The 22,269-nt window shown below is 72.7% G+C and carries 21 protein-coding genes and 1 pseudogene; 7 read left to right on the top strand and 15 right to left on the bottom strand.

Annotated elements, in window-relative coordinates; all coding sequences use genetic code 11:
- Window positions 1-102: 102 nt before the first annotated feature.
- Window positions 103-690 carry an RICIN domain-containing protein gene (locus ACFVVL_RS14845; protein WP_387675000.1) on the bottom strand — a complete coding sequence of 196 codons (588 nt, stop codon included), beginning with the start codon at window positions 688-690 and terminating at the stop codon, window positions 103-105.
- A gap of 307 nt (window positions 691-997) precedes the next feature.
- Here ACFVVL_RS14845 and ACFVVL_RS14840 point away from each other — a divergent pair, with 307 nt between their 5' ends.
- The 3 genes from ACFVVL_RS14840 (at window position 998) to ACFVVL_RS14830 (ending at window position 4,277) form a co-directional block, all read left to right on the top strand.
- On the top strand, window positions 998-1,789 hold the full coding sequence (locus ACFVVL_RS14840) for a 3-hydroxybutyrate dehydrogenase (protein ID WP_387674997.1): 792 nt from the start codon (window positions 998-1,000) through the stop codon (window positions 1,787-1,789).
- Between the two features lie 144 nt (window positions 1,790-1,933).
- A complete protein-coding gene (locus ACFVVL_RS14835) occupies window positions 1,934-3,214 on the top strand; it encodes an esterase/lipase family protein (RefSeq protein ID WP_380292413.1) in 1,281 nt (426 codons plus the stop codon).
- Between the two features lie 16 nt (window positions 3,215-3,230).
- Window positions 3,231-4,277, top strand: coding sequence for an alpha/beta fold hydrolase (locus tag ACFVVL_RS14830; RefSeq protein ID WP_387674994.1), 1,047 nt, complete (start codon window positions 3,231-3,233; stop codon window positions 4,275-4,277).
- Window positions 4,278-4,327: 50 nt separating this feature from the next.
- Here the strand turns inward: ACFVVL_RS14830 and ACFVVL_RS14825 are convergent, their stop codons facing one another.
- The 11 genes and pseudogenes from ACFVVL_RS14825 to ACFVVL_RS14775 all read right to left on the bottom strand — a co-directional run bounded on the left by ACFVVL_RS14825 (window position 4,328) and on the right by ACFVVL_RS14775 (window position 13,038).
- Window positions 4,328-4,552 carry a DUF6059 family protein gene (locus ACFVVL_RS14825; protein WP_380292409.1) on the bottom strand — a complete coding sequence of 75 codons (225 nt, stop codon included), beginning with the start codon at window positions 4,550-4,552 and terminating at the stop codon, window positions 4,328-4,330.
- Window positions 4,553-4,720: 168 nt separating this feature from the next.
- Complete coding sequence (locus ACFVVL_RS14820; protein ID WP_380292407.1) at window positions 4,721-5,752, bottom strand: methyltransferase; 1,032 nt, start codon at window positions 5,750-5,752, stop codon at window positions 4,721-4,723.
- 47 nt (window positions 5,753-5,799) lie between these two features.
- Window positions 5,800-6,804, bottom strand: coding sequence for a methyltransferase (locus ACFVVL_RS14815; protein ID WP_380292439.1), 1,005 nt, complete (start codon window positions 6,802-6,804; stop codon window positions 5,800-5,802).
- 15 nt (window positions 6,805-6,819) lie between these two features.
- Window positions 6,820-7,293, bottom strand: a pseudogene (locus tag ACFVVL_RS14810) (SRPBCC family protein); the annotation flags it as partial.
- Window positions 7,293-7,535 carry an acyl carrier protein gene (locus ACFVVL_RS14805; protein WP_387674990.1) on the bottom strand — a complete coding sequence of 81 codons (243 nt, stop codon included), beginning with the start codon at window positions 7,533-7,535 and terminating at the stop codon, window positions 7,293-7,295. The gene ACFVVL_RS14805 and the pseudogene ACFVVL_RS14810, both read right to left, overlap by 1 nt.
- Window positions 7,536-7,608: 73 nt before the next feature.
- On the bottom strand, window positions 7,609-8,859 hold the full coding sequence (locus tag ACFVVL_RS14800; protein ID WP_387674987.1) for a ketosynthase chain-length factor: 1,251 nt from the start codon (window positions 8,857-8,859) through the stop codon (window positions 7,609-7,611).
- Window positions 8,856-10,133, bottom strand: coding sequence for a beta-ketoacyl-[acyl-carrier-protein] synthase family protein (locus ACFVVL_RS14795; protein ID WP_387674984.1), 1,278 nt, complete (start codon window positions 10,131-10,133; stop codon window positions 8,856-8,858). Before ACFVVL_RS14795 ends, ACFVVL_RS14800 begins: the two co-directional genes overlap by 4 nt.
- Window positions 10,130-10,558, bottom strand: a complete 429-nt coding sequence (locus ACFVVL_RS14790) for a cupin domain-containing protein (RefSeq protein ID WP_380292399.1) — start codon at window positions 10,556-10,558, stop codon at window positions 10,130-10,132. Before ACFVVL_RS14790 ends, ACFVVL_RS14795 begins: the two co-directional genes overlap by 4 nt.
- A gap of 84 nt (window positions 10,559-10,642) precedes the next feature.
- Entirely contained in the window at window positions 10,643-10,972 is a 330-nt protein-coding gene (locus tag ACFVVL_RS14785) for a TcmI family type II polyketide cyclase (protein ID WP_380292397.1), read from the bottom strand.
- 38 nt (window positions 10,973-11,010) lie between these two features.
- Window positions 11,011-11,358 (bottom strand): antibiotic biosynthesis monooxygenase family protein, encoded by a 348-nt coding sequence (locus ACFVVL_RS14780; protein WP_380292395.1) that lies wholly within the window; start codon window positions 11,356-11,358, stop codon window positions 11,011-11,013.
- 6 nt (window positions 11,359-11,364) lie between these two features.
- On the bottom strand, window positions 11,365-13,038 hold the full coding sequence (locus ACFVVL_RS14775; RefSeq protein ID WP_387674979.1) for an FAD-dependent oxidoreductase: 1,674 nt from the start codon (window positions 13,036-13,038) through the stop codon (window positions 11,365-11,367).
- 627 nt (window positions 13,039-13,665) lie between these two features.
- Between ACFVVL_RS14775 and ACFVVL_RS14770 the strand changes: the two genes are divergently transcribed.
- A complete protein-coding gene (locus tag ACFVVL_RS14770) occupies window positions 13,666-14,484 on the top strand; it encodes a class I SAM-dependent methyltransferase (RefSeq protein WP_380292391.1) in 819 nt (272 codons plus the stop codon).
- Window positions 14,485-14,569: 85 nt separating this feature from the next.
- Here ACFVVL_RS14770 and ACFVVL_RS14765 read toward each other — a convergent pair whose 3' ends face one another.
- Window positions 14,570-16,204: an MFS transporter gene (locus ACFVVL_RS14765; RefSeq protein ID WP_387674976.1), complete on the bottom strand. Its 1,635-nt coding sequence runs from the start codon at window positions 16,202-16,204 to the stop codon at window positions 14,570-14,572.
- A gap of 188 nt (window positions 16,205-16,392) precedes the next feature.
- Between ACFVVL_RS14765 and ACFVVL_RS14760 the strand changes: the two genes are divergently transcribed.
- Entirely contained in the window at window positions 16,393-17,067 is a 675-nt protein-coding gene (locus ACFVVL_RS14760; RefSeq protein WP_380292387.1) for a TetR family transcriptional regulator, read from the top strand.
- Between the two features lie 60 nt (window positions 17,068-17,127).
- Here ACFVVL_RS14760 and ACFVVL_RS14755 read toward each other — a convergent pair whose 3' ends face one another.
- Both ACFVVL_RS14755 and ACFVVL_RS14750 read right to left on the bottom strand, forming a co-directional pair.
- Window positions 17,128-18,144: a methyltransferase gene (locus ACFVVL_RS14755; RefSeq protein WP_387674972.1), complete on the bottom strand. Its 1,017-nt coding sequence runs from the start codon at window positions 18,142-18,144 to the stop codon at window positions 17,128-17,130.
- Window positions 18,145-18,353: 209 nt separating this feature from the next.
- Window positions 18,354-19,364, bottom strand: a complete 1,011-nt coding sequence (locus ACFVVL_RS14750; protein WP_387674969.1) for a hypothetical protein — start codon at window positions 19,362-19,364, stop codon at window positions 18,354-18,356.
- Between the two features lie 541 nt (window positions 19,365-19,905).
- Between ACFVVL_RS14750 and ACFVVL_RS14745 the strand changes: the two genes are divergently transcribed.
- Together ACFVVL_RS14745 and ACFVVL_RS14740 are read left to right on the top strand one after the other, a co-directional pair.
- Complete coding sequence (locus tag ACFVVL_RS14745; RefSeq protein WP_387674966.1) at window positions 19,906-21,141, top strand: hypothetical protein; 1,236 nt, start codon at window positions 19,906-19,908, stop codon at window positions 21,139-21,141.
- 244 nt (window positions 21,142-21,385) lie between these two features.
- Window positions 21,386-22,216 (top strand): PIG-L family deacetylase, encoded by an 831-nt coding sequence (locus ACFVVL_RS14740; protein WP_380292379.1) that lies wholly within the window; start codon window positions 21,386-21,388, stop codon window positions 22,214-22,216.
- Window positions 22,217-22,269 lie beyond the last annotated feature (53 nt).

Raw genomic sequence — 22,269 nt, 5'->3', positions numbered from 1 at the left:
GTCCGCCGCCCCGGGCCGGACCGACGAGCGGGGCGGGCGGGTGGTGGCGGAGCCGGAGGCGGCGCGCGGCGCCGCCTCCTGACCCCACGGGCCGGTGTCCGATCAGCCGGCGAACCGCCAGACGTGGTCGTCGTAGCCGTCGTAGACGCCGCCGCGCCACGAGCTGTCGTAGCAGGTGTACACGGTCAGGGGCAGGTCGTTGGCCCGGTCGCTGAGGTCGCCGGCCCAGCCGGCGACGTCCAGACAGAGGCCGTTCTTGTAGTTGACGACCTCGTAGCCCCCGTTGCCGACCACGTCGACGAGGTACCACTCCTGGTTGTCGTACTCGGGGTTGGCGTTGCAGGTGTAGACGGACACCCGGGCGCCGAGCGGGGCGGCGCCGTAGTCGGGCAGGTCGAGGCAGTAGCCGCTCTTGTCGTTGGCGAACTGGTAGAGCGGCCGCCCGTCGACCGTGCGGGTCCGCTCCAGCCTCCACATCTGGTTGTCCCACGGGCCGGTCTGGCAGGAGTACTGGCTGACGGGGGTGTCCAGCGGGTTCCACTCGTAGCCCGGCAGGTCCACGCACTTCGCCGTGGTGACGTTGTAGAGCGCGATGGTCTGCAGGTACGTCGCCGCGTGCGCGTCGGACGCGAACGTGAACGGGAGCAGCGCCGCCGCACCGGCGGCGAGCAGGCGGAGGGCTTTGGGCATCGGCATGAGGATTCCCCCATCGTGGGTGGTCGGAGCGGGAATTCCGCGCGTGTGCTGCCCGGCTCCGGGGAGCCGCGGCCGGGCACGAGAATAGGGAATCGAACGTCGCACGAACCGCCGAAGGTCCGACGAAGGCCGAAAACGACCGCGCGGCCGGAAGGCTGCGGTGATCCGGGTGCACCGCGGACGGGGCGGCACCGCGGACGGGGCCGGCGCGGCGCTGTGGTGGCGGCCACCACCATCGGGGGTGCAACTGTGGTACCGCGGGACGTGTGCCCGTCATCCCCGGGTTCCTAGCGTGGCGGCCATGGAAATCATCGAGAGCACCGGCGGCCCGGCCGCCGCCCCGGACGGCCGCTTCCTGGCCGGGCGGAAGGTCCTGGTGACGGGTGCGGCCGGCGGCATCGGCCGGGCGTGCGCGGCCGCCTTCGCCGCGGCGGGCGCGCACGTGTACGTCGTCGACCTGGCGGGCGCCGCCGCGAAGGACCTCGCGGAGGAGCTCGGCGGCACGGCCCACGTGGTCGACCTGTCGGATCCGGAGGCGGTGGACACCCTCCCGGACGACGCCGACGTCGTGGTGAACAACGCCGGGCTCCAGTACGTGGCGCCGATCCACGACTTCCCGGTCGAACGCTTCGCGCTGATCCAGCGGGTGATGGTCGAGGCGCCGTTCCGGATCGTCCGGCGCACCCTGCCGCACATGTACGAGCGCGGCTGGGGGCGCATCGTCAACATCTCCTCGGTGCACGGACTGCGGGCGAGCGCCTTCAAGTCCGCGTACGTGACCGCCAAGCACGCCCTGGAGGGGTTCAGCAAGGTCGCCGCCCTGGAGGGCGCGCCGCACGGCGTGACCAGCAACTGCATCAACCCCGGCTATGTGCGCACCCCCCTGGTGGAGGACCAGATCGCCGGACAGGCCGCCGCGCACGGCATCCCGGCCGACGAGGTGGTGGAGCGGATCATGCTCGACCGCACCGCGATCAAGCGGCTCATCGAGCCCGAGGAGGTCGCCCGGGCCGCCCTGTTCCTCTGCGGCCCGCACTCGGGCTTCATCACCGGCACGTCCCTCCCGCTGGACGGGGGCTGGACCGCCCGCTGACGCGTTCCGCGGCAACCGCGTCCTGGCCAGGTGGCCGGTGCCCACAGCGGGACGCCCGAGGTGGCTGCCACCGACATAGGGAGGGGACCCCGCCGTTCATAGGGTGTCACGCACTGGACCCCGGCGTGGAGGAGTGAACGCGACATGTGGAGAAGCGGACGTGGGAGGCGCAGCGGCTTCGGCGGGCTGCTCGCGAGCGTGCTCGCGCTGGTCGGCGCGGTCCTCCCGGCGGGGCCGGCCTCGGCGGCGGTGCCGGCCCATCTGACGCTGGAGGCGACCTACAGCAGCGTCGCCAACGGCTGGGACCGCGTCGAGCGCTACCTCGACACCACGCCCGGCTTCAAGCAGGAGCAGTACCCGCCGGACGGCCGCGGCAACCAGGACGGCCAGCGGCTCACCTTCTTCGGCGGCGTCAAGCAGCCCTACTCCGGCCGCTTCCTGCTCTACTCCGCGCCGGGCTGGAACACCGGCGCCCACCAGGTCCCGGTGCTGCTGGTGCACGGCGCCAACGACAACCCCGACCGGGCCTGGGCCAACCCCGGTGAGTCCGGCGGCTACGGCTGCGGCTCCCTCTCGTGCCCGAACACCGGGCTGATGCAGTACCTGTCCGGGCGGGGCTACCGGGTCTTCGCGGTCGGCTTCGCGCACAAGCAGGGCGACAACCTGATGCAGGCCCAGGCGGTCGGCGACGCCGTCGCGCTGATCCGCGCCAAGCTCGGCGTCCCCCAGGTGGACGTGGTGGGCTGGAGCAAGGGCGAGATGTCCGCACGCTCCTACGTCTCCTCGGTCAAGCCCTCCTGGGGCCGGCCGTACGCGGGCGACGTCCGCAAGCTGGTCACCGTCGGCGGCCCGAACGGCGGCTACGACTACCCCTTCGCGCACGGCTGGGCGCACGACTTCTCCATCTGGCCGCAGTGCGGCGGCCAGGTCAACGCCCCCGCGCCGCACCTGCGGATGACCTGCTACGGCACCTACACCGCGCACCCGGAGTTCTCCTTCGCCCCCTCGGGCGGCTACGACGTCTACCCCGGGCAGCGGCAGATGCTGGCCCGCTGGGACTCGGCGGTCGGCATCGACCAGACCCAGCAGGACTGGTACACCACCTACTACGGCGGGCAGGGCTTCTACACCGACGGCGGCGGCATCCAGGCCGCGATCGACGCCGGCTCGCTGATCGCCCCGCTGCACCAGGCCGGGGTGCCCGCCTCGGTGACGACCTACCTCATGGCGGGCGGCGCGCCCAGCGTCGTCGGCATCTTCAACGAGAACCGCGCGCCCAGCGACGGCGTGGTCTTCGTGGCCAGCGCCCTGGACACCACCGGCATCGCCACCGTCGGCGGCACCGCGCTGATCACCCTCGCCAACCACCTGCAACTCGGCTGGGACGGCGCGGCGAACGCGCAGCTCGCCGGCTGGCTGAACTGAGAACGGGATCCGCCCCATGATCACTGACCGCCCGATGATCACCGACCGACCGGTCACCACCGACCGGCTGACCGTGAACCACGCCGCGATCGAGGGCCGCACGGGCGAGCCCGTGGTCCTGCTCCACGGCAACGTCTCCTCCGGCGTGTTCTGGCACCCGACGATGGCGGGCCTGCCCGAGCGCTTCCGCCCGCTGGCCCCCGACCTGCGCGGCTTCGGCGGCACCGAGCCGCTGCCGGTGGACGCCACCCGCGGCCTGCACGACCACAGCGAGGACCTGCTCTCCTTCCTCCACGCGCTGGACCTCGGCCCGGTGCACCTGGTCGGCTGGAGCATGGGTGGCGGGGTGGCCCTGCAACTGCTGCGCGACCGCCCCGGGCTGGTCCGCTCGCTCACCCTGGTCAACCCGGTCTCCCCGTACGGGTTCGGCGGCACCCACGGGGCGGACGGAAGGCTCAACTCCCCCGACGGCGCGGGCTCCGGCGCCGGCGGCGCAGCCCCGGAGTTCGTCCGGCTGCTGAGCGAGGGCGAGACGGGCACCGGGTCACCGTTCGCGCCGCGCTCGGTGCTGGACAGCGCCTACGCCGCCGAACCGCTGGCCGACCCGGACCGCTACGTGGCCGCGATGCTGGCCACCCGCACCGGCGAGGACCACTACCCCGGCGACATCCGCCCCAGCGGCACCTGGCCGGGCTCGGCCCCCGGCGAGCGCGGGGTGCTCAACTCCATGGCGCCGACCCACTTCCGGATCGACGACCTGGAGGTGATCGACCCGAAGCCGCCGATCCTCTGGATCCGCGGGGCCGCCGACGTGATCGTCTCCGACACCTCGGTCTTCGACCTCGCCCACCTCGGGGCGCTCGGCGCGATCCCGGGCTGGCCCGGCGCGGAGACCTGCCCGGCCCAGCCGATGGTCACCCAGACCAGGGCCGCCCTCGACCGCTACGCCGCCGCCGGCGGGCGGGTGCGCGAGGTGGTCGTCGAGGGCGCCGGGCACACCGTGCACCTGGAGCGGCCGGAGGAGTTCCTGACCGCACTGGTGGAGAACCTGGACGGGGCCTGACGACCCGTCGGCCCGTCCCCGGACCCGGCGACGGGCCCGGGGAGGCCGGCTCACGGCTGCCACCCGAGGGCGCGCCAGAGCCGCTGTTCCTCGGGGGTGGGCGGCTGGTCGGGGCGGAGCAGTTCGGGGTGCTCCGCGGGGGGATGGGGGGCCAGGCCGACCTCGCGCAGGTCCCGGAGGTACGGGTGCAGCGGATAGGCCGCCCACATCCAGCCGAGGGCGATCAGGCCGACGTACAGGGTCCGGCGGAACGAGAACTTCCGGTGCGGGCTCACGAGGCTGGTCCTTCCGACAGGCCGGGCCGGGCCGGGGCGGCAGTACGGGGGGAGGCCGGCGGGCGCACGGGGGCGGCGCCCGCCGGCCGGTCGGTCGGCCCGGGGCGGCGGGACGGCGGGACGGCGGGACGGTGGGGCGGCGGGACGGTGGGGCGGCGGGGCGGCGGGTCAGGAGCCGACGTGTCCCACGACGAGGGTGTCCGGCCCGCCCAGGGCCACCGTCCGCAGCGACTCGAAGCCCGCGTCGAGGAGCCACTGCCGGCACTCCGCCGGGGTGTACTCCCGGCCGCCGGTGGAGGTCAGCAGCATGTTGAGGCTGCCCAGCAGGCTGAGCGCGGGGCCCCGCCGGTCGTCGTCGATCATGCGGTCGTAGACCAGCACGGCGCCGCCCGGCCGCAGCGCCCGGCGGATCCGGGCCAGGAGCTCCAGCCGCTGTTCGAGGCCGAGGAAGTGCAGGATGTGGCCGACGACGAAGACCTCGCTCTCCGGCAGCGGCGTGCTGAAGAAGTCGCCCGCCCGGAAGCGGACCCGGGCCGGGGTCCCCCGCGCCCCGAGGGCGTCCAGGTGTTCGTCGAAGAAGGGCTCCATCTCCGGCAGGTCGAAGCAGACCGCGTCCAGGTGGGGGTGCTCGCGCAGGAGGGTCGCGGCGAGGTTCCCGCGGGCTCCGCCCAGGTCGGTGAACGAGGAGTGGCGGCTCCAGTCGAACGCCTCGGCCAGCCGGAGGGCGACGCCGCTGTTCACCGCGTCCATCGCGCCGAGGAAGCCGCGCGCCGCCTCCTTGTCGCTGTACCGGTCGAAGAATCCGGTGTCGGTCGGGACCTGCGGTTCACCGGTGCGCAGCGCCTCGGTCAGCCGGGACCAGAGCGGCAGCAGGTTGGCGTCGGCCAGGCGCGCGTAGCCGCCGACGTACCCCGGCTTGCGGCGGTCGAGGAATCGCGCGGCCTCGGGGCTGTTGCGGTACGTCTCCTGCTCCCGCTCCAGCAGGCCGAGGGCGACCAGCGCGTCGAGGAAGTCGGCGGCCGCGCGGGGGTGCAGGTCCACGGAGCGGCACAGGTCGGGGCCGGTCAGCGGCCCGTCGGCCAGCACCGTGAAGAGGTCCAGCTCGACGGCGCTGATGACGGCGCGGGAGCCGTAGAAGGCCATGATCAGGCGCAGGATCCCGCCCGGCCCCCCGGCGGTGCCGGAAGAGGGTTGTGCCATGTCGTTCCCTACCTTCTCGCCTCGCGGGTCTTCGGGGTGTCGGCGGGTCACTTCGGGCGGCATTCCAGCATCGTCCACTTCAGTCCCGGGTCGTTGACCAGCTCGAACCCGGCGCGGTGGAACAGGTCCTGCCACTCCGCGAGCACCCGCTCACGGCCGCCGAAGAGGACCAGCATGTCCAGGTCGAGGAACTTCGCGTGGTCCCACTCGTTCTCCGGGGCCATCACCTGGTCGAGCACGAGGAGCGTCGCGCCGGAGTCCCCGACGGCCTCGCGGACCCGCCGCAGCACCGTGACGACCCGCTCGTCCGACCAGTTGTGCAGGACGCCCTTGAACAGGTAGGCGTCGCAGCCGGTCGGGACGGGGTCGGTGAAGAAGTCGCCCGGGACCACCGTGGCCCGGTCCGCGACCCCCGCCTCCTCCAGGACCGGGTGCGCCGAGGACGCCACCCGGGGCAGGTCCACCAGGACGCCGGTGAGTTCGGGGTGGCGCCGCAGCACCTGGGCGAGGAACCAGCCGTCGCCGCCGCCGAGGTCGGCGATCCGGGGGAAGCGCCCGAGCCGCAGCTCGTCCAGCCCCTCCAGGACGAGCCGGCGGCTCCAGTGCATCATGAACCGCTCGAAGAACTCGCCGGCCGCGGGCGTCCGTTCCAGGTGCTCGAAGAAGGACCGGCCGAAGACCTTGTCGAAGGCCGGCTCCCCGGTGCGGACGCTGTGCAGGATCTCGTCGAACGGCCGCCAGGTGATGTCCAGGTTGTTGTACCGCACCAGGGGGAGCACGCCCTGCTTGTTGTCGGAGCGCAGCCCGTCGGAGAGCGGGGTGGCCGAGAAGGTCCCGGCCGGGCCCTCGGCGAAGACGCCGACGGCCGCCGCCGCCCGCAGGACGCGGTAGAGCGACAGCTCGTGGGCGGCCGTGGACCGGGCCAGGTCCGCGACGGTCCGCGGCCCGTCGGCGAGCAGGTCCGCGATGCCGAGCTCGACCAGGACGTGGACGGTCCGGGCCAGCCGTCCGCCCCCGGCCAGCAGCAGGAGCTGCCGGCTGTGCAGGTCCATGGTCGCCACGTCCGATGCCTCCACGGCCGGGACCGTCCCTTCTGTCGTCCTCGCTTCGATGACCTTCTTGATCTGCGCCATGTTCCGCCGGGTCGCCTCGTTCAGGTGGGCGGTCATCCCCTCGTCGTCGAAGGGGGCGCCGGGCTTCATGGTGAACTCCTGGCGCCAGCGCATCTCGGTACCCTCGGGGGTCTCCCGGTAGGTCCAGTGCAGGTGCATGTACGCGAAGGGGCCCGTCTCGATCCGGTGCGCCCGGACCGTTCGGGCCGCCCGGTCGGCCGTGCGGCGGGAGACCCACTGCCAGACCCGGCCCTCGGCGTCGGGCCGGGTGGTGAGCCGGAAGTCGATGCCGTCCGCGTCGCTGCGCAGGACCTCGACCTTCTCGTACTCGGCGAACAGCCCGGGCCACGACTCGACGTCGTTGGTGAGGTCCCACACCACGTCGATCGGGGCGGCGATGACGATCGTGTTGTCCGTGCGTCCGGCCATCAGGCGGCCTCCTGCCCGAACGTCCCGTTGACCAGGCGCAGGACGTCCCCGGGGGTGCGCACCCCCTCCTCGGGCAGCTCCACCCCGTGGACCTGCTGCAGCCGGGAGGAGATCTCCAGCAACGCCAGGGAGTCGTAGCCCAGTTCGTCGAAGGCGATCTCGGCGATGTCGCCGTTCAGGTCGAATTCGTCCGAGTCGCCGGCGCAGTCCCTGATGATGTCCACCAGCTGCGCGAGTGTCATGGCACTCATCGTCGGCCTCCAGTTCGTTCGGATGTCGGATGGGTCACGGCGGGCCGGCTCGCGGCGGCCCGGGTCACGGGTGCCGCCGCACGACGGTCGCCGCGTTGAAGCCGCCACTGCCCCGGGCCACCACGAGGGCGTTGCGCACGGGCAGTTCCCGCGGCTGCTCCAGGACGAGGTCGAGGCGGAGGTCCGCGGGCACCTCCCGGGTGCCGACGGTCGGCGGCACCACCGAGTCCCGCATGGCCAGGAACGCGCAGGCCAGGTCCAGCGCCGACCCGCCCGCGTAGAGCCGTCCGGTCATCGACTTCGGTACGGTCACCGGGACTCCGGCGGGCCCGAACACCGAGGCCAGCGCCTCGGCCTCGGCCCGGTCCTGCCGGGGCACCCCGGCACCGTCGGCGAAGACCACGTCGATGTCCTCCGGGAGCACCCGGGCCCGTTGCAGGGCCAGCCGGATCGCCTGTTCCAGCGCGGGCGGTGCGCCGCTGCCGGGGCGCGGGTCGAAGGTGGCGGCGTGTCCGGCGAGCCGGCCGTAGACCTGGCCGGCGCCGCGGGCGCGGGCGGCGTCGGCGCGTTCCACGATCAGGACCGCCCCGCCCTCGCCGGGCACCCAGCCGCCCGCGGCAGCGTCGAAGGGCAGGTAGGCCCGCTGCGGGTCGAGGGCCTCGGTCAGCAGGCCGCTCGGCACCTGGGCGACGAGTCCCCACGGGCAGAGCGAGGCCTCGAAACCGCCGGTCACCGCGAGCCCGATCGTGCCGTCCCGCAGCAGTCGTACGGCGTGCGCCGCGGCGTCCAGTCCGCCGGCCTGCTCGGACACCACCACCGAGCTGTGCCCGCGCAGGCCGTTGCGGATCGAGATCTGTCCGGTGTTGACCGCGTAGAACCAGGCGAAGGACTGGTAGGCGCTGACCCGTTCCGGGCCGTCGCCCCACAGCTTCTCCAGTTCGGCCTGGCCGAACTCGAAGCCGCCCGAACCGCTGGCCGTGATCACGCCGGCGCCGAACTCCTCCAGCCGGGCCGGGTCCACACCGGCGTCGGCCAGCGCCCAGTCGGTGGCGACCAGCGCGTGCTGGGTCATCCGGTCGGTCTGCGGCAGCAGCCGTTTGGGGAGCAGGCCGTCGGGGACGAAGTCCAGCACCTCCCCGCCGATCCGGACCGGGTAGGACGACGGGTCGAAGCGCCGGATCGTGTCGATCCCGCTGCGGCCCTCCAGGATCGCCTCCCAGAACGCCTTCGCGCCGAGGCCGTTGGGCGCGATCACGCCCAGCCCGGTGACCACGGCCGCGCCCGCCCCGGGGCCGGCCGTACCGGAGGCGGTCACCGGCCTGCCCCGACCGGGCGGCGGAGCACCGCCGCGCTCTGGAAGCCGCCGAACCCGCTGCCCACGCTCAGCACCGCGTCCACCCGCTGCTCGCGGGCCGTGTTCGGGACGTAGTCCAGGTCGCACTCGGGGTCGGGCTCCCGGTAGTTGGCGGTCGGCGGGATCACGCCGTACTCGATCGCGAGGGCCGAGGCGGCGAGTTCCAGCGAACCGATCGCGCCGAGCGAGTGCCCGATCATCGACTTGATCGAGCTGACCGGCACCTCGTACGCGCGCGGGCCGAGGCTGCGTTTGAAGGCCGCGGTCTCGTGGCGGTCGTTCTGCCGGGTGCCGGAACCGTGGGCGTTGATGTAGTGCAGGTCCTCGCCCCGGCAGCCGGCCCGGGCCATCGCGCTGTCGATGGCCTCCGCCATCTCCCGGCCGTCCGGGCGCAGTCCGGTCATGTGGTAGGCGTTGGCGCGGGTGGCGAAGCCGGCCAGTTCGGCGTAGACGTGGGCGCCCCGGCGGCGGGCGGCGCCGAGTTCCTCCAGGACGAAGACGGCCGAGCCCTCGCTCAGCACGAAGCCGTCCCGGTTGCGGTCGAACGGCCGCGAGGCGTGCGCCGGGTCGTCGTTGTTGGCCGAGGTGGCCTTGATCGCGTCGAAGCAGGCGACGGTGATCGGCGAGATCGGGGCGTCGGTGGCGCCGGCGATCGCGACCTCCGCGCTGCCGTCCAGGACGAGCTCCGCCCCGTAGCCGACCGCGTCGAGCCCGGAGGTGCAGCCGGTGGAGACCACCGTCACCGGGCCCTGGGCGTCGATCTCCCAGGCGACCTCGCGGGAGATCGACGTCGGGACGAAGTAGTCGAACAGGTGCGGCACCGCGAGGGTGTGGTCCACCAGCCAGGACGACCCGGAGCGGCTGACCCGTTCGTACTCGCGGTCGAGGCCGGTGGTGCAGCCGACCGCGCTGCCGATGCTGACGCCGATCCGGCCGGGCGCCGGCCGCTCCAGGTCGAGCCCGCTGTCGGCGACGGCCTCCCGGGTGGCGGCGACCGCGAGCTGGGTCGCCCGGTCCAGCCGGACGGTCTCCTCGGGCGAGAAGCCCTCGGCGGCCGGGTCGAAGTCGATCTCCCCGGCCATCCGCGAGCGGAACGGGGTGGGGTCGAAGTGCGTGATCGTCCTGGTCGCGGTCCGGCCCGCGGTCAGCAGCGACCAGAAGTTCCGGGTGCCCACCCCGCCCGGGGCCCGGACGCCGATGCCGGTGATCGCGACCCGGCGCTCCCGCGTGCTCACGCCACTCCCCCGACCCTCGGCGGCGCGGCCTCCGGGTGGGGCACCGGTTCGGTGTCGACGTGGCCCAGCGACGGCGCCGGGGCCAGCGGCGAGATCTGGAACACGGCCCGCGCGGTGACCGCACCCCGGTTCTCCACCCGGTGGCGCTGGCCCCGGGTGATCAGCAGCGCCTCGTCGGCGCGCACCTCCACCTCCTCGCCGTTGACGCGGACGACGAGCGCTCCGTCGAAGACGAAGAGGTACTTGTCGGAGTAGGGGTGGTAGTGCTCGCTGATGTACTCCCCCGGGCCCAGGTCGTGCGTCCCCAGGAACCCGGCGGTGGCGCCGACCGAACGCGGCGTCAGGAGTGCCCGGGTGGCACCTCCCTGCCGGTGGCTCGGCTGCACGTCGGCGGCGGACACCTTGGCTGCTGCTCCCGCTGTCATCTCATCACCTCTGCGAATGTGGGGGCCTGCTGGGCGGCGGCGCGCCGGGGTCCGTGGGGCGTGGGCGTCCCCACGGACCGCCGGCTACGCGTGGTCGGACTCCCAGGCGTAGAACACCTCGGCCTTGGAGTCCTTGAGCTCCTGCCAGTCCGGCGAGTAGGGCGCGAGGAACCGGCCGACCTCCTGGTCGACGCGCTGGAACAGCGGGTGCTCCCGGGCCTGGTAGAGCTTGGGCATGATGTCCTCGTCGGCCTCGACGAGGTGCATGTACAGGTCGTGGAAGCGGAACAGGAACCGTCGCTTCACGCCGATCTCGTCGGGCAGGCTGGTCCGGTCGTGCTCCGCGAACGCGGCCGCCACGTGCTCGGCGTCCTCGGGCTTCATCCTCAGGACCATCAGGGCGCGGTACACCACGTCGGTGCTCCTTCCTCGTGGGTGCTGCCGGGAGGGGTTCAGGCGGCGCCGTCGGCGGCGGCACCGGGGCCGTCGAAGGTCCGCTCGACGCTGCAGAGGACGGGCGCCGGCCTGGAGACCCGGCGGCAGTGGTCGAAGTGGTCCTGCAGCCGCGGGTCGGCGTGCATCGCCCGGAAGTCCTCCTGGCTGCGCCACTGCGCGTAGTTGATGACGGTCCGGCCGTCCAGCCCCAGGTGGAAGGTGGCCGAGACGAATCCCGGGAGGTGCCGGATGAGGTCCTCAGTCACCGCGCAGAGGTGGTCGCACAGCTGCTGCTGGTCCGCCGGGTCCACGGTGAACACGTTGACCAGCGTGAACAGTTCGGTCGGGGCGGTGATGGTCGCCATCGCGGTTCAGCCCTCCGTCCGGGAGAAGGCGGACCGGGCCAGGGTGCGCTCCAGGACCTCCTGGAGCAGGCCGGCCACCGAGGCGTCCTCCGCCCGCCAGGCGACGAAGTCGTCCGGCCGCACCAGCAGGGCGCCGTCCGGACCCAGGCCGGTGGTCCTCGCGAACGCGCCGTCCGGGTCGGTGAACCCGTCCGCGCCGCCGATGACGTGGCAGGCCAGCGGGATGCCGGTGCGCGAGGCGACGGACTCCGCCGCCTCGGCCCAGGCCGCGCCGCCCGGGCCGGTCAGCAGGACGTAGCCGTCGTCGGACAGGTCCACCGTCGACACCTTCCGTCCGTCGCGCTCCAGCCAGACGTGGGGCACCCGGTGGCCGGGCCGGCCGGTCAGGTCGTGCTCGCGCGGGAGGGGTTCGTCGTAGGCCGGGCCCTCGATCGCGTCGGAGGTGTACCGGTACCCGGTGCTCACCAGGGTGGACTCGCGCAGGGCGAGGCGCAGCTCCGGGGAGTCGTTGAGCCGCCAGACGTGCCGGATCCACGCCTGGTCCGCGACGGCGGTCCCGACCGGCAGGCGTTCCGCCTCGTAGCTGTCGAGCAGGCCCGCCCCGGCCCAGCCGCCGAGGACGGCGGCGAGCTTCCAGGCCAGGTTGTGGGCGTCCTGGATCCCGCCGTTGGCGCCGAAGGCACCGGCCGGCGGGTGGACGTGCGCGGAGTCGCCGGCGAGGAAGACCCGGCGGGTGCGGTAGGACTGGGCGACGTTGTGCGACATCTCCCAGGGGCGCGCCATCTCGACCTCGACGGCGAGGTCCGGAAGACCGGTGGCGGTGCGGATGATCCGCGCGCAGTCCTCGGGGGTGAAGTCCTCCGCGGCGTGCTCCCGGGGGTCGTAGAAGAAGCCGAAGATCCACCGCTCCTCGTCGAACAGCTGGAGCACCGCCGGGACTTCCGGCATCTGGAGCACGCCGGGCTCGTCCGGGTTGGGGAGGTAGCAGATGACGAAGCGCCTGCCCTGGAGGGAACTGCCGAGGTCGGCCCTGAACAGCACGCTCATGGCGCTGCCGAGCGGCCCGTTGCCCTTGCGGGTGATGCCGAGCGTCTCCCGGACCGGGCTGCGGACGCCGTCGGCGGCGATCAGGTAGTCGGCGCGGACCGTCGTGCGGTCGCCGGTGGCGCGGTCCACGATCACGGCGCTGATCCCGTCCTCGCCCTCCTGGAACGACTCCAGCGCGGTGTTGAAGCGGATGTCGGCACCGAGCCGGACCGCCTCGTCCCGCAGGACGGGTTCGAGCCGGTCCTGGCCGCACCAGTACGGCCGGGTGGGGCTGAGGTGGCCCACGTCCAGCGAGGGCTCCTCGACGATCACGGCGTTCGCCAGGTCGGCCACGCCGTTCGAGCGGAGCACGACCCACGGGATCTGGTCGGCGGGCTGGCCGAGTTCGCGCCAGCGGTGGCCCTCGATCAGCTTGGGGGCGCGGTCGGCCACGGTGCTCTCCAGGCCGGCGCCGCGCAGCAGTTCCATCGTGCGGGAGCTGATCCCCGACGCGCGGGTGAGCACGGTGGTGCCGGGGTGGCGCTCCACCAGCAGGCAGTGGACGCCCTGCCGGCGGAGGAACAGGGCGGCGGACAGCCCGGTCAGTCCGCCGCCGACGATCAGTACGGGTACCTCGTGCGCGTTCTGCGGCATGGCTCTCTCCATCCATCACGCCCCGCGGGCCGCCGGGCAGCCGCCATGGGCCGGCGCCGGTCGTGGCGGAGCCGGAGCACGGGGGCGGGCACGGAGGTGCGGCGGGGCTCTGGGAACGGGGGGTTCGGGCCTGGGGGGGTCGCGCGGTTGCTTCCGATCCCGTCGGGGAGCGGCTCGGCATGGCACGGCAGGCCACGGAATACCGGGGGCGAAGGGGGGACTCGACGGCCCCTCGGGGGGGCGAATTCGACCGGACGATCCTCGATCCGATCAATCTCGATCGAGCACAGAGCAGATCACGGGCCTGTCGGGACCGTCAATCAAGAACGGCCGGGGGTACGCGCGTTCGGCCATTCCCTCGGATGTCCCGGTTTGCCCCCTTTGTTCGGGCAATAAAGCTGGCACGGACACGCCATTTTCGGGGTTTGCCGCACGGAATCATGGGCACTTGCGCGACAGCCGAGGGCGGCCCCGGCCGGCCGTCCGCCCACCGCCCGGATGGCGGATAATCGACCCTTCATATCCGGCTTGGCCGGAACTCCCCGGGGCCCGGCCGGAATCGGCTGATCACCGGCCGGCGGAACGCGATATTGACGTTCTCGGTGAAGGGTGAGGTACGTTCGATGCATGGTTGAACCGATCCGATTGACCGGAGCCCAGGAAACGCTTCTCGCAACTCTGCAGGCCAGAGCCATCGACAATCGGAGGCCGGACCCCGTATTGGGCGACGGCATGGCCGAGGAAGTGCTCGGGCGCCTCGACTACGACTTCCGCAGACTGCGCACCGGCGCGAAGGACGAGCGAACGGTCACATTTCGCGCAAAGAAACTCGACGAATGGACGCGGCAATTCCTCATCGAGCACGAGGCCACCGGGGCCACCGTGCTCCACCTGGCCTGCGGCCTGGACAGCCGCGCCTTCCGGCTCGACCTCCCGGCCGGCGTCGAGTGGATCGACGTCGATCAGCCGGACGTCATCGAACTCCGCGAGCAGCTGTATCCGAAACCGCCGGGATACCGCACGATCGCCACCTCGGTCACCCGGAGCGAATGGCTCGGAAAGATACCGGACGACCGGCCGGCCCTGGTCATCGCGGAGGGGCTGACGCCCTATCTGCAGAAGGCCGACGGGGAGGAGATGCTGAGGCGTCTGACCCACCGCCTGCCGACCGGCCGCATGATATTCGACGCGGTCCTGCCGTGGACCCTCGGATTCGCGAAGTATTCACAACTCCTGCGCGCGACCGGGGCGAGCTTCCACTGGGGCGTCGGCGATCCCCGGGAATTGGAACGCCTGGTGCCCGGGTTGAGGTTCGTCGAACAGTGGTCGCTCTACGATTCGCCGTACCTCCGGACGGCGAGTCCGCTGGAACGACTGGTCGGCGCGGTGGCGGGGCGGGTGCCGGCCCTGCGTTTCGCGCACCGCATCCTCGACTACCGGTTCTGACGGGAACGGGTTTCCAGCCGGGGCCCGACGCGCGTGTGCCGCCCGGCGAGGACCGGGCGGCACACCCCCACGGGAATGCGGACGATCAGACCTTCGCGGAATTCGACTCCTGCGCCGGAATCGGGGCTCCGGCCTCGGGCGTCCGGGGTCCGGCCGCGGCCTCCGGCGCCTTGCGGGTGAACACCGCGACACCCGCGGCGACGATCGCGACCACGCCGCCGACGGTGAACGCCAGGCTCATCCCGGAGGTGAACGCCGCGTGGACGGCGCCGGTGACGGCGTCGACGGTCGACTGCGGCGTGCCCGGCTCCGCCGGGGGCACCGCGCCGACCTTGGCCGCGGCCGCCAGCGGGCCGGCCTGCTCGGCGGGCAGCGGATCGAGCCGGGCGTCGGCCCACTCCCGGGGCAGCACGGTGTCCACCCGGGAGGCCATCAGGACGCCGAGGACGGCCGTGCCCAGGCTGCCGCCGATCTGCATGGCGGACTGCTGCACACCGCCGGCCACCCCGGCCAGCTCGGTGGGCGCGTTGCTGACGATGACGTCGGTGGCCCCGACCATGACCGGGGCCAGCCCGAGCCCGAGCAGGACGAACCACAGCGACACGACCCCCATGCCGCTGTCCGCCGTCATGGTGGACATGCCCCACAGCGAGACCGCCGTCAGGACCATGCCGACCACCAGCGGGATCCGCGGGCCCAGCTTCCCGATCGCCGCGCCGGCGACCGGCGATCCGACGATCATCATCGCGGTCAGCGGAAGCAGGTGGAGTCCGCTGTCCACCGGGCTCAGTCCGTGGATGTTCTGGAGGTAGAAGGTCACGAAGAAGAGGCCGCCGATGAACGAGAAGGACATCAGGATCATCAGCACCGTGCCGGCGGACAGCGGGACCGAGCGGAACATCCGCAGCGGGAGCAACGGCTCGCGCACCCGGCTCTCCCAGAAGGCGAACCCGGTGAACGCGAGCAGGGCGGCGAGCAGGAAGCCCAGCGTGCGCGCGTCGCCCCAACCCCACTCCGGGGCCTTGATCAGGCCCCACACCAGGCAGAACATCGCCGCCGAGAGCAGCGCGACACCGGGCACGTCCAGGTTCTGCGGCGCGCGCTCGGCACGCTCGTCCTTGAGGATGAGCAGCCCGAGGACGAGCGCCGCGAGGCCGACGGGCACGTTGATGAAGAACACCGACTGCCAGTTGACGTGCTCGACCAGCGCGCCGCCGATGATCGGGCCGGCCGCCGTGGAGATGCCGACCACCCCGCCCCAGATGCCGAACGCCATGTTCAGCTTCTCCGGCGGGAAGGTGATCCGGAGCAGGCCGAGCGCCGCGGGCTGCATGAGGGCGCCGCACAGGCCCTGGAGGACCCGGAACAGCACGATCAGCGTCACGCTGTCGGAGAGGCCGATGGCCGCCGAGGTCACGATGAAGCCGGCGATGCCGATGAGGAAGGTCTGCCGGTGCCCGAACCGGTCACCGAGCTTGCCCGCGGTGATCAGCGACACGGCCAGGGCCAGCAGGTAGCCGTTGGTGATCCACTGGACGTCCGCGAGCGAGGCGTGCAGGTCCTGCTGGATCGCCGGGTTGGCGATGGCGACGATCGTGCTGTCGAGCGCGACCATCATGACGCCCACAGCCACGGCCAGCAGGGTCGGCCACGGCCTTCCCCGCAGTTTCGACGGATTCCCCCGGGGGGTTGCCGACGCCGGTGCATCTTTCTGAGTCATGGTCAGAACCTTTGTGCCGCAGGGGTGCTGCTTGTCGGATCGGATCAGTGCTCAAGCGAGCACATGGTGTGACGCCGACGCTATGTCAGTCGCTGACACATGTCAACGACAGGCATGAGTCAGTCACTGCTGCCGTCCCCTAAACTGGGAGGTGAAGGACGATCAGCACGTAGCAGGGAGGAGCGGCCGTGCCGCAGACGGAGTCGGTGGCGTCACCGCCGCAGGCCGGGAGACGCCAGCGGAAGAAGCAGAACACCCGTGACGAACTCGCCAGGGAAGCCCTGAGGCTGTTCATCCTCCAGGGCTACGACAACACGACCGTCGACCAGATCGCCGACGAGGTCGACGTCTCCCAGCGCACCTTCTTCCGGTACTTCGCGAGCAAGGAGGAGGTGGCGCTGAGCCCGATCACCGCCATCGACGAGGCCTTCCTCGCGGCGCTGGAGGCACGCCCGGCGCACGAGTTCCCGCTGCAGGCGATGCGCGGCTCGTTCCACGCCGTCCTCCAGCAGGTCCACAGCGGCGAGCTGGACGGCGTGGACCCGACCCTGCACATGGCGATGATGCAGCTCATCGAGCGCACACCGGGTCTCCTGGCGCAGCACCTGCGGCGGACCGAGGACATGGAGGACCGGCTGGTCGAGGTCGTCGCCCGGCGGGAGGGGATCGACCCGGAAGCCGACCCGCGCCCGCGGGTGCTCGTCGCGACCTTCGGGGCGATCGGACGGGTCGCCACCCGCATCTGGTTCCGCCGGGCCGAGGGCGACCTGCAGAGCATCACGGCGGAGCTGGAGTCCTGCCTGAGCCTGCTCGGCCCGGACCTGTTCGGGGACTGGCGCTCGGAACGCGGCGCGCCCCGGTGAACGGGTGGGGCGGGGGCGCTGCCCGGCGGCGCCCCCGCCCCACTCCGGATCAGTCCGCGGTCACGGTGGCGGCGCGGCCACCAGCCGCCACAGCGAGGTCACTTCGGACGCCCGCGCCGCGTGCAGCGGATCGGCGGTGTCCCGGCTGCGCGGATGGACGGGGCTGGTGTCGAGCCGGTCCAGGACCCGCAGGCCCGCGGCCTCGACGAGCTCCAGCAGCTCGGCGCGCGAGCGCAGCCCGAGCCGTTCGGCGATGTCGGAGAGGATCAACCAGCCCTCGCCGCCCGGCTCCAGATGGCCGGCCAGCCCGGCGAGGAACCCCCGCAGCATCCGGCTGCCCGGGTCGTAGACCGCGTACTCGACCGGGGAGGTCGGCCGGCCCGGCACCCACGGCGGGTTGCACACCACCAGCGGGGCGCGCCCGGGCGGGAAGAGGTCCGCCTCCAGCAGCTCGACGCGGTCCAGGAGCCCGAGCCGGGTCAGGTTCTCGCGGGAGCACGCCAGCGCGGCGGCGCTCTGATCGGTCGCCACGACGCGCCGCACGCCCCGGCGGGCGAGCACGGCCGCGAGGACGCCGGTGCCCGTGCCGATGTCGAAGGCCGACTCGGCCGACGGGAGCGGGGCGCGGGCGACCAGGTCGACGTACTCGCCGCGCACCGGGGAGAAGACCCCGTAGCGCGGGTGGATCCGCTCGCCGAGCGCGGGGACCGGAACCCCCTTGCGGGACCACTCGTGGGCGCCGATGACGCCGAGGAGTTCGCGCAGCGAGACGACGTAGGACTCCTCGGCGGGCCCGAAGGCCTCGGCGCAGGCGCTGCGCACGTCGGGCGACCTGCGGAGCGGCACGATGTGCCCGCGGTCCACCGGCACCACCAGCATGCCGAGGATCCGGGCATGCCGGGACTGCGCCTGACGGTGGAGGTGGAAGGTCTCCGCGGCGGTCGAGCCGGTCCGCGGCGGCTTGCGGGCGGCCCGCCGCTTCATCGCCGACAGCAGCTGCCGGGCGTTGTGGTAGTCGCCGCGCCAGAGTAACGCCGTGCCCTCGCAGGCCAGCCGGAAGGCCGCGTCGGCGGTCATCCGGTCATCGGCCACCTGCACCCGTTTCGGGGCCGGCGTTCCGTTCTCGGACCGCCACCGGGCACGGTGCTCCTGGCCGTCCTCGGTCCAGCTGAGTGTTTCCCAAATGCTCACCGGGACATTCTCGTACGTCGACGGAGCGTGCCGCACGGCCGGGGGCCCGCGGGCCCGGACGGCCCGTCGGCCGACCCGGGCCGCCGGACCGGCCGTCACGTGCCGTCCGGCGCGGCGACGAAGGTGTAGGCGCCGAGTTCGAGGAACAGGGCGTCCGCGAGCCCGGGGACACCGGTGAGGGGCACCGCGAGCCGCCGCTCGCGCTCTCCGGCGTGGGCGGTGACCGGGTTGTAGGCCCGCAGCACGATCCGGGCGTCGCACGGGAGGGGCTGGTCGAACCGGACCACCACCGTGACCGTGCCGGAGTAGTTGGCGGGCAGGAGCACCGAGCGCGTGTACCCCTCGTCGGTGCCGGGCGGGTAGATCTGCGCCGTCAGGCTGAACGGGGCCTGCTGGTCGGTGTTGGAGAAGGTCGCGGTTCCGGCGGGCAGGTCGGTGCCGGAGACCCCGAAGACGAATCGCGTCGGGGTGTTGTTCAGGTTGCAGACGGCCAGGTCGGAGAGGACGTACCTGGTCCGCTGACACGGGATCACATCGATGTTGCGCCAGCCGACGTTGGGGTTGTACCTGACCCAGTTCAGGTAGTCGACGAGCGAGCCGAAGGTCGGCAGCACGGCGGACACGGGGTGGGCGGGCGTGTCCACGGTGGCGATCGTGCAGTAGTGGCCCGGCGGATTGCTGCTCGGCCACAGGAAGGCGGAGCGGCTGACGCAGATCTGACCGGGCGGGACCTCCCTCCCGCCGCCGCGCACGGTCAGCGGCACGCTGGTGCCGCCGCCCTCGGCGGTGAGCGGGGTCCACGCCCGCGGGTCCAGCAGCAGCCCGCCGGGGGCGTAGTAGAGCCTGACGTTCCCGGAGGACGGACAGCCGGTCCTGAGGTTCTTCCCCCGCACGTAGATGCGGTTGAGCTGCCCGTACACGATGGGGTGGCCCAGCCCGAGGTCGGGCCCGGAGTAGCTGGACTCCAGCAGCCCGAAGTCGAGGATGTCGCTGCCGAAGGGGATGATGTCCGGGGACTCCCAGACGGGGTCGGACGTGGGGGTCTGCCCCACGTCCGGGAAGTTGTCGCGGACCAGGATGTCGTTCCAGCCGGCGGCGGCGTTCATGGTTCCTCCCGAGTGGATGGTGCGTGCCGGACCGCGGCCGGGCCCGGGTATGTCCGCGCGCGCGGGGGCGGACGGCCCTTCGGCGGTGATCCGTTGGTCGCGGAACTTCCGGCCGGGGGCGGCGTGTCGGCATCCGCAGCGGCGGGCGGGCAGTCCCGTGGTCGTCGGGGGCGCGGCCCCCGGGAAGGGCGTCGGGTCGGTCCGGTGGAATCGGGACGGCGGAGGTTCACGGTCCGGAGGTGCACGCTCCGGAAGGCCACGTTCCGGAAGGTCGTGTTCCGGAGGTCGCGGCGACGGTGCCGGGCACGGGTCCCGTGTGCGCGGGTTCGCGGGGAACATCCCGATACGGGAAATATATCGACCTCGAACCATCTCGCCCAATAGGCCGGAAGGGTGAATGCCCGCCCGGTCGGCCGGGCCGGGACGCCCGGAGGGTGTCCTTGGTTGTACGTCATCGGTCCGATTGCCCGGGCCGGGCCGACGCGGTTCCATCGCAGGGTGCCTCGGCACGGGCCGGGGCGACGAACGGTCGGGAGGGGACATGCGAAGGATTTCACCCGCGGCGGGGGTGCTGGGGGCCGCTCTGCTGGCGGTGCTGGTTCCGGCGGGACCGGCGGGCGCCGACCCGGGGGGCGGCGGGACCGGGACGGTGCGGGTCAGCGTGACCGCCGCCGGGACACAGGCCAACGACAGGTCGTTCAGCCCGTTGATCAGCAGGAACGGCCGCTACGTCGCCTTCACCTCATGGGCGACGAACCTCGTGCCCGATCCGGTCCCGACCCGTCAACTCAGGTCGTACCTGCGCGACCTGTGGAACGGCACGGTGGAGCGGGTGACCCTGGACGGCGTCCCGGTGGACGTCCGCGACATCAGCGCCTCGGGCGACCGGATCGTCATCGCGGCGAGCACCGGCCTGTACGTTCGCGACCTGCCGACCGGCCTCACCCGGCGCGTGGACCTCGACCTCGGCGAGTTCACCGGCGGCGGCACGGGCAGCCCCAAGATCAGCGGCTCCGGCCGCTACGTCGTGTTCACGGTGGGCCGCCCCACGGGCTCGACGGCGGCCGAGGCCTCACGGGTGTACGTGCGCGACCTGGTGGACGGAACGACGCAGTGGGTGAGCCACCCCAGCACCACGCCCGGCACCTACTACGTGGGCAGCCCCGTCATCAGCGACGACGGGCAGCGCATCGCCTACACGAGCGTCAAGTCCGTCCCCTGGGGCCCGCCGCCCGTCCCCCCGGAGAAGGGGCACGTCTTCCTCGTCGACCGGACCACCGGCGGGCGGCAGATCGTGGACGTCGCCCAGGACGGATCGACCCCGGAGCGGGTCCTGAGCGGCCCGCTGTCGCTGAGCGCGGACGGCAACCTGGTGCTCTTCAACCGCACCGACACGAGTCCGGTGACGGCGAACGACCAGAACTCGACCACGTTCGTGCGCGACATGGCGACCGGTACCACCCGGCCGACCCCGTTCAACGGGCCCACCAGCTTCGGCTCGCTCAGCGCCGACGGCCGCTACGTGCTCCTCATGCCGGGCACCCCCGGCCCCAACACGCCGATCGCCCCGCTCTTCCTGTGGGACCGGGAGACCGGCCAGGGGCAGATGGTGACCCTCACGAAGGACGGCTACCCGGCCGCCGGCTATCCCGGGGAGCCGGCGCTGACCGGCGACGGCCGCACGTTCGCCTTCGAGTCACGCGATTCCGACATCGTCCCCGGTGACACCAACGGCACCTGGGACGTCTTCGTGCGGACCCTGCCGCCCGGGTCCTGAGCCACCCGCGCACCCTTCGGGCGCCGACGTCGTGGTGCCGGCCCTCGGCGCGGGACACGGACCACCCGGGCGGAGCCCTCGCGGGATCTGCAGGACCGCGCCGTCCCCGGCGGCGGCGCGGTTCCCCGGAATAGCGGGCCGCGGCCGCGTCGTTCCCCTCTGTCGTTCAGATGCACGGCGCCCCGTTGTCGGTCCCGTGCCGCAGACTGAGGCCGAACACTCGGCAGACCGAAGGATGAGCCCCATGACCGACCGGCCCTTGACGCTGATGGCCGTTCACGCCCACCCCGACGACGAGGCCACCGGTACCGGCGGTGTGCTCGCCCGCTACGCGGCCGAGGGCATCCGCACGGTGCTCGTCACCTGTACCGACGGCGCCTGCGGGGACGGGCCGGGAGGTGTCAAGCCCGGCGAGGCCGGACACGACCCGGCGGCCGTCGCCGCGATGCGCCGTCAGGAGCTGGAGGCCAGCTGCAAGGTCCTCGACATCGGCCACCTCGAAATGCTCGGCTACGGGGACTCCGGGATGATGGGCTGGGCCGCCAATGACGCGCCCGGCTCGTTCTGGACGACGCCGGTTGACGAGGCGGCCGCCCGCCTCGCCGACCTGATGCGGCACTACCGGCCCGACGTCGTGGTGACCTACGACGAGAACGGCTTCTACGGCCACCCCGACCACATCCAGGCCAACCGCATCACCGCGAGGGCGCTGGAGCTGGCCGGCACGGCGCCGAAGGTGTACTGGACCACGGCCCCGCGCTCGATGATGGCGCGCTTCGGCGAGGTCATGCGCGAGCTGGGCGCGGAGTGGGAGGAGCCGGAGGCCGGGGAGTCGGAGATGCCCGAGATCGGCCTCCCCGACGAGGAGATCACCACCTGGGTGGACGCCACCGGGTTCGGCGGCCGGAAGTTCGACGCGCTGGCCGCGCACGCCAGTCAGGGCGAGAACATCTTCTTCCTGAAGATGGGCAAGGAGCGGTTCACCGAGCTGATGGGCGTGGAGACCTTCGTCCGGGTCCACGACACCACCGGCGCGGAGCTTCCCGAGAACGACCTCTTCGCCGGACTGCGCTAGCCCCTGACGTCGGTGTCGAGGCCCCCGGTGATCCGGCCGGCGAAGCACGTGCT

The organism is Kitasatospora sp. NPDC058115 (assembly GCF_042884635.1).
Lineage (GTDB): Bacteria > Actinomycetota > Actinomycetes > Streptomycetales > Streptomycetaceae > Kitasatospora.
Note: the sequence above shows the minus strand (reverse complement) of the source record. Positions and strands in the feature narration are given on the sequence as shown.

Bases quoted from the DNA above. Each gene is read 5' to 3' on its own strand.
- ACFVVL_RS14845 (WP_387675000.1), bottom strand. From the start codon at position 690: ATGCCCAAAGCCCTCCGCCTGCTCGCCGCCGGTGCGGCGGCGCTGCTC.
- ACFVVL_RS14840 (WP_387674997.1), top strand. From the start codon at position 998: ATGGAAATCATCGAGAGCACCGGCGGCCCGGCCGCCGCCCCGGACGGC.
- ACFVVL_RS14835 (WP_380292413.1), top strand. From the start codon at position 1,934: ATGTGGAGAAGCGGACGTGGGAGGCGCAGCGGCTTCGGCGGGCTGCTC.
- ACFVVL_RS14830 (WP_387674994.1), top strand. From the start codon at position 3,231: ATGATCACTGACCGCCCGATGATCACCGACCGACCGGTCACCACCGAC.
- ACFVVL_RS14820 (WP_380292407.1), bottom strand. From the start codon at position 5,752: ATGGCACAACCCTCTTCCGGCACCGCCGGGGGGCCGGGCGGGATCCTG.
- ACFVVL_RS14815 (WP_380292439.1), bottom strand. From the start codon at position 6,804: ATGGACCTGCACAGCCGGCAGCTCCTGCTGCTGGCCGGGGGCGGACGG.
- ACFVVL_RS14805 (WP_387674990.1), bottom strand. From the start codon at position 7,535: ATGACACTCGCGCAGCTGGTGGACATCATCAGGGACTGCGCCGGCGAC.
- ACFVVL_RS14790 (WP_380292399.1), bottom strand. From the start codon at position 10,558: ATGACAGCGGGAGCAGCAGCCAAGGTGTCCGCCGCCGACGTGCAGCCG.
- ACFVVL_RS14780 (WP_380292395.1), bottom strand. From the start codon at position 11,358: ATGGCGACCATCACCGCCCCGACCGAACTGTTCACGCTGGTCAACGTG.
- ACFVVL_RS14775 (WP_387674979.1), bottom strand. From the start codon at position 13,038: ATGCCGCAGAACGCGCACGAGGTACCCGTACTGATCGTCGGCGGCGGA.
- ACFVVL_RS14770 (WP_380292391.1), top strand. From the start codon at position 13,666: ATGGTTGAACCGATCCGATTGACCGGAGCCCAGGAAACGCTTCTCGCA.
- ACFVVL_RS14765 (WP_387674976.1), bottom strand. From the start codon at position 16,204: ATGACTCAGAAAGATGCACCGGCGTCGGCAACCCCCCGGGGGAATCCG.
- ACFVVL_RS14755 (WP_387674972.1), bottom strand. From the start codon at position 18,144: ATGACCGCCGACGCGGCCTTCCGGCTGGCCTGCGAGGGCACGGCGTTA.
- ACFVVL_RS14750 (WP_387674969.1), bottom strand. From the start codon at position 19,364: ATGAACGCCGCCGCCGGCTGGAACGACATCCTGGTCCGCGACAACTTC.
- ACFVVL_RS14745 (WP_387674966.1), top strand. From the start codon at position 19,906: ATGCGAAGGATTTCACCCGCGGCGGGGGTGCTGGGGGCCGCTCTGCTG.
- ACFVVL_RS14740 (WP_380292379.1), top strand. From the start codon at position 21,386: ATGACCGACCGGCCCTTGACGCTGATGGCCGTTCACGCCCACCCCGAC.